Here is a 6014-nt window from a genome sequence, read left to right on the forward strand (position 1 = left end):
GAGTGCCAGCAGGCGTTCGACCAAGGCCTTGCCTGTGCCAATACCTGGCTGAGCGACGATGCCACGGGCTGGCTGTGGGCCAACCTGATTGTCGAGCGCGATGCCCTGCCCGTCGGGGCGCAACGCCGCGCCTTCGAGATCGCCTTTCTCAGTCGGGTGCACCAGCGTCTGTGCTCGCCGCTGGGCGGCAATCACCAGGCCACGCTCACCTGCTTGCAGCTCTGAAACCACAGCACCAAGCGACTGCGCAAACACTTGCGCAGTCGCTGCTGTAGCTGTGGAGAACCGCATAAGTCAGGACTTTTTCGGTTGCGCCGAGCGAAACGCTTGCGGCAAGGTTTGCCCCGGGATGCTTCACGCTGGACGCATAGGCATAAACAAGGAATCAAGGAATGAGTGGAAAAAGCGATTGGGAAAAAGCGTGTGATCACGTAATGCCGAATGTGTGCCGGCAGGCCAACCCGAATCCCCCTCTTGAAAAGCCTGAAGCGAGGCTAAGAAATGGATATAACCCACCCGCCGTGGATATCCATAAAGAACGCTGGGCCGAATATGAAAAGTACGGAAAAGAGCCGGCACCGCCCCCCGAAAAAGTGCGTGTGTCCTTGCGTATCGGCGTGTTCTTCGACGGCACCGGCAACAACGCCGGCAACACTGCCGCAGGGCTGCTCTGTGGTGCACAGCATGCAGTCAAACCGGAAGACCTCGATGCGAGTTGCAAGCCGTATATGAGCGACCCGGACAGCAGTTACGGCAACGATGTCACCAATGTTAAAAAACTGAGCGATCTTTACTATGCCCCTCGAAAAGCTGAGGGGGAGGATCAGCAAAAGCGCGCATCTCGTGCGGTGTATATCGAGGGGATAGGCACTCAGGCGGGTAAGCAGGACAGTCTGCTAGGGGCGGGAACCGGACGCGGCGATACCGGAGTGGCTGGGCGAGTGCAACAAGCGTTCGTCAGCATACGAACTGAAATCCAGAGTTTTCAGCAGGATAACCCCGACTGCGAAATCACCTTACTAACCTTCGATGCCTTCGGCTTCAGTCGAGGTGCAGCGGCGGCACGGCACTTCGCCAATGAGGTCGTACGGGGTAAACAAGGGCCGTTGGGCGATGTACTGCGTAGCAATGCAAAAGCCTTTTCTCGCCTCTTTCACGACCAGTACCAGCGCGATATCCATATGGGCTTTATCGGCCTGTTCGATACGGTGGCATCGATTGCCGGGCTGGCCAACCTGGGCAATGTCGGCAGCCCGGTCGCGCCCGGTATCAAGCTGCACCTCTCGCGCAAATACTTCAATAACGTGCTGCACCTGGTGGCTCGTGACGAATACCGCGGCAACTTCCCGTTGAGCCGGGTCAAGCCCGACCATCCGGAAATCACCTTGCCCGGCGCGCATTCGGACATTGGCGGCGGCTACCGCGCAGAGGCCGAGGAATGTGTGCTGATCAGTCCGATGCAGGCACTGGATGTGTCATGGAATACCGATGTGACCACCACCTCAATCTACCGCGACGCCCTGCAAGCCAAGGCGCAATGGCTCGCCAAAGGTTGGCCCACTGAGATGCTGGAGATCGTGACACCCGCCGCCACACGACTGCCTGCCGACCCGCAGGACCGTGCGGCGCCTCGGCGACAGCGCGTTTATGCCGGCCTGCAACTCAAACGGCAGGTACGTGGCGAATTATCGCGGGTGTACCTGCGGGTGATGCATCAGCTAGCCAAGCAAAAGGGGGTGCGTTTCATAGACATTCCTGAAGAGCCGCAATACCTCCTTCCCCTGGAACTCCAACCACTTTGTGACAAATTTGTCGCTGGCGACTACAGCACCACACCAGCCGATGAGTCACTGCTCAAGTTGCGCTATATCCACACCTCGGCCCACTGGAACCATCCGTTGGGCAAAAGCGGCAATCGCGGAATCAAAGTGGTTTATATCAACGCCCCCACGGCAGACGCCGTGCGTGCGCAGCACCCGCATGTAGCGGATTGGGAGTGACTGTGATGCGAGTATTGAGTGCCCTATTGGGCTTATTGCTATTGAGTGGCTGCCAAGCCATTGACCTTTTATCTGCGGAGCAAGATCCGCGCTCACCTTGGTGGAACCTCGGTTTCACTGAGCCCAATTACATGAAGGTATGGGTTGAAGACAGTGCCGTCATTGACATCAATGGCAGGTTATTCCCACAAACGGGCGGGGGGACTGCGGCAGGAGGAGAGCCCGAAGATGGCACCGATTCCGCAAAAGGCTGGGATGGTATTGGCGGTGCAGGTAAAGCTGTTGTCGGCGCCGAACTTCCCGCAAAAATCTTTGTGCGTTGGCAGTCGATTGTAGAGCCACAAACTTACAGAGCTTGGGTGGATATACCAGAGGAGGCTCGGCATATCATGCGTTCCGCTACCTCACGACGCTGTCCAGAAAACCCTAGCAGCCCGGCAGCATATTACGCCTCGTTAAAGCTCGGCCTTGCCCCCGGCGGCATCGTGCAGGTGTGGGTGCGTGATGAATGCCATCGCCCCGTCAAAGTCGCCCGAGCACAGGCTGAGGTAGAGCCGCTGGGACCGTCTCAAGGTCTTACGGAGGGGCGTTACGCTTATAAGATCAGCGAAAAATCCAAGCGCTATATCGAGCGCTTCGGCATCCCCTATGGGAGTTGGTAAGTAGCGTTTAGCAACGCCCCTCAGCAATAGGCTCATCGCCGGCGACTACAGCACCACACCGACCGATGAGTCACTGCTCAAGTTGCGCTACATCCACACCTCGGCCCACTGGAACCATCCGTTGGGCAAAAGCGGCAATTGCGGAATCAAAGTGGTTTATATCAACGCCCCCACGGCAGACGCCGTGCGTGCGCAGCACCCGCATGTAGCGGATTGGGAGTTAATGTGATGCGGCTGTTTGGAGTCCTGCTGGGCGTGCTGCTGGTAAATGGTTGCCAAGCCGTCGATCCGTTGTCGGGAGAACAAGACCCGAAAGACCCTTGGTGGGAGCTGGGTTTTACCGAACCCGACTACATGAAGGTCTGGGTCGAAGACAGTGCCGTGGAGGATATCAACGGGAAGTGGTTTCCACGAACCGGCGGCGGCACTGCTGCCGGCGGTGAACCCGAGGACGGCACTGAGTCAGCACGAGGCTGGGATGGGGTCGGTGGGAATGGCAAGGCCGTAGTCGGTGCAGATCTGCCCAAGCGTATTTTTGTGCGCTGGCAATCCATTATAGAGTCGCAGACTTATCGGGCCTGGGTGGATATCCCGGAAGAGGCTCGACAAATCATGCGCACATCAACCAACCGGCGCTGCCCAAAAGAACCGGAGAGGGCGGCTCGTTACATGGCCTCGGTTTATCTAGGCCTAGCCCCCGGCGGCATCGTGCAGGTGTGGGTGCGTGATGAATGCCATCGCCCCGTCAAAGTCGCCCGAGCACAGGCTGAGGTAGAGCCGCTGGGACCGTCTCAAGGTCTTACGGAGGGGCGTTACGCTTATAAGATCAGCGAAAAATCCAAGCGCTATATCGAGCGCTTCGGCATCCCCTATGGGAGTTGGTAAGTAGCGCTTAGCAACGCCCCTCAGCAATAGGCTCATCGCCGGCGACTACAGCACCACACCAGCCGATGAGTCACTGCTCAAGCTGCGCTACATCCGCACCTCGGCTCATTATCCACTGGGGCAAAAGCGGCAAGCGCGGCAACAAAACTACCGTCACCGCCGATGAGATGTGCGCTCGCTTATATACTGGAATGGAAGTTTCTTATGCGTAATAGCTTTTAGTCGGCAAGCTTCCATACCCTTCACTATGCTTCCAGGGCCCGCAGCGCAATCCATGGAGTGACGCGCTATGCCCAGCACCCTTAGGCCCCGCGACCGCCGTTTCCCCCTGCATGTGCACATCAGCGTTCTATTCACCTTGCTATTGTTGCTGACGGGTGTGGTGCTGGGGCTGTTCAACTACAAACAGACCACCCAGATCATCTTCTCCAGCAGCGCCAAGCTGTTCGAACGTATTCAGCAGGATGTGCGCAAAGACCTGCAGTACACCTACCAACCGATTCGCCACCTGCTCAGCTTGCTGGCCCTGAACGACGCCACCCAAGCCACGCAGCTGGATACACGCCTGGCGCTGCTCAAACCGCTGGTGCAGGCATTACGCGACAACCCCAAATTGGCCTCGCTGTACCTTGGCTATGACGATGGCGACTTCTTTATGGTGCGGCCGCTGCGCAGCGATGCCCTCAAGCAACGCTTCGATGCGCCGGAGAATGCCGCGTACCAGGTCTGGTCGATCGAGCGTAGCGATGCCAGCCTGGACGCCAACTACCTGTTCTTCGACGGCTCGCTGAACCTGATCAGCCGGCGCCAGCGGCTCAAGGAAGACTACGACCCGCGCACCCGCGACTGGTACAAGAGCGCGCGCGCCGATGGCGGGCAGATCACCACGGCGCCTTACGTGTTTTTCTCCACCGCCGAAGTCGGCACCACCCTTGCCAGGCGAGCCGGCCTGACCACCGTGCTGGCCGCCGACCTGACCCTCGTCGATATTTCCGCCACGCTGGCCAAGCACAGGGTCACGCCCAACAGCGAGGTGATTCTCTTCGACCCCGCAGGCAACGCCGTTGCTTATCCCGACAGCACGCGCCTGGTCACCCATGACGGTGCCCCTCAATTGACCCCCGCGCGCACCCTCAGTCCGCCACTCGAGGCCCTACTCGGCGCCGGCCTGGATGGCCAGCAGCAAGGCGTGATGAAGCTCGACACACGACGCTGGGTGGTATCGCGCAGCCATCTACAGGAAGGCGGCCCGCAGGGCCTGCACCTGGCGCTGCTGGTGCCGGAAGACGAGTTACTGGCCGACGCTTACCGCATTCGCTGGCAAGGGGCGCTGGTTACCCTGACCACCTTGCTGCTGTGCCTGCCGCTGGGCTGGCTGACCTCACGACTGATCGTCAAACCCCTGCGCGCCCTGGTTCTGGAGGCTGACGCGATCCGCCGTTTCGACTTCAAATACCCCGCCAGCGGCCGCTCGCCAGTGCTGGAAGTCGATCAACTGGCCGTGTCGATGACGCGCATGAAAGAAACCATCGCCAGCTTCCTGGAAATCGCCGCCAGCCTGTCCGCGGAAACACGCTTCGACGCCCTGCTCAAGCGCGTGCTGGAAGAAACCGTGGGCATCGGCGCCGCCCACGGCGGCCTGATCTACCTGATCGACGCCGACAGCGGGCGCCTCGAACCCCACGGGCTGTTTCTCAACGGCGCGCAGCACAGCCTCGGCAAACATGGCATCCCTGGCTACGACAAAGCCGGCAGCCAGCAGCCCGCCTGGCTGCAACAGCCGGCCAGCGGCGGCAAAAGCACAGTGACCTCGTTCGGCTTCGATCAGGCCGGCGACTACAAAAGCCTGCTGCAAACCCTCGACAGCCCGCGCGTGCATCTGGTCGCGACCGGCCTGCACAACCGCCAGGGCGACACCGTCGGTGTGCTGGTGCTGCTGCACTGCGACCGGGGCGAGGAAGCCGACCTGGCCATGCAAAGCCCCGAACGCGTGGCGTTTATCGAGGCAATTTCCGGCGTCGCCGCGCTGTGCATCGAAAGCCAGCGCCTGCTGGAGCGGCAGAGACAACTGCTGGATGCCTTTATCCAATTGATTGCCGGCGCCATCGACGCGAAGAGCCCGTATACCGGCGGACACTGCCAGCGCGTACCAGAAGTGACCCTGATGCTCGCCCGCGCCGCAGCGGACAGCGACGAACCGGCGTTTCGCGACTACCGACCCAGCGAGGAGGAATGGGAGGCCTTGCACATTGCCGCCTGGCTACACGATTGCGGCAAGGTCACTACCCCGGAATACGTGGTGGACAAGGCCACCAAGCTGGAAACCCTGTACGACCGCATACATGAAGTGCGCACCCGCTTTGAGGTGCTCAAGCGCGATGCCTGGATCGCCTACTGGCAAGGCTGCGCGCAGGGCGGCGAGCCCGCGCAACTGGCAACCCTACGCTGCGGATTCCACGCCATTCGG

Annotated in this window: 5 protein-coding genes and 1 pseudogene; all 6 read left to right on the forward strand. The window is 60.2% G+C overall.

From position 1 onward, the window contains the following. A partial coding sequence (locus B3M58_RS16425; RefSeq protein ID WP_296220726.1) for a LasR-specific antiactivator QslA occupies positions 1 to 225 on the forward strand: 225 nt, incomplete at its 5' end. Between the two features lie 209 nt (positions 226 to 434). Further along, the gene (locus B3M58_RS16430) at positions 435 to 2000 is read left to right on the forward strand and encodes a phospholipase effector Tle1 domain-containing protein (protein ID WP_414704101.1); all 1566 of its coding nucleotides are present in this window, start codon (positions 435 to 437) and stop codon (positions 1998 to 2000) included. 5 nt (positions 2001 to 2005) lie between these two features. After that, complete coding sequence (locus B3M58_RS16435; RefSeq protein ID WP_296220728.1) at positions 2006 to 2662, forward strand: DUF2931 family protein; 657 nt, start codon at positions 2006 to 2008, stop codon at positions 2660 to 2662. Between the two features lie 34 nt (positions 2663 to 2696). Continuing rightward, positions 2697 to 2891, forward strand: a pseudogene (locus B3M58_RS16440) (DUF2235 domain-containing protein); the annotation flags it as partial. Next, a complete protein-coding gene (locus B3M58_RS16445) occupies positions 2891 to 3547 on the forward strand; it encodes a DUF2931 family protein (RefSeq protein WP_296220730.1) in 657 nt (218 codons plus the stop codon). The pseudogene B3M58_RS16440 and the gene B3M58_RS16445, both read left to right, overlap by 1 nt. Positions 3548 to 3836: 289 nt before the next feature. After that, the coding region (locus B3M58_RS16450) for a hypothetical protein (RefSeq protein WP_296220729.1) at positions 3837 to 6014 on the forward strand (2178 nt) is incomplete at its 3' end.

It is taken from the genome of Pseudomonas sp. UBA2684 (genome assembly GCA_002354655.1).
In the GTDB taxonomy this organism is placed as follows: domain Bacteria; phylum Pseudomonadota; class Gammaproteobacteria; order Pseudomonadales; family Pseudomonadaceae; genus Aquipseudomonas.

Bases quoted from the DNA above. Each gene is read 5' to 3' on its own strand.
- B3M58_RS16445 (WP_296220730.1), top strand. From the start codon at position 2,891: ATGCGGCTGTTTGGAGTCCTGCTGGGCGTGCTGCTGGTAAATGGTTGC.
- B3M58_RS16430 (WP_414704101.1), top strand. From the start codon at position 435: ATGCCGAATGTGTGCCGGCAGGCCAACCCGAATCCCCCTCTTGAAAAG.
- B3M58_RS16435 (WP_296220728.1), top strand. From the start codon at position 2,006: ATGCGAGTATTGAGTGCCCTATTGGGCTTATTGCTATTGAGTGGCTGC.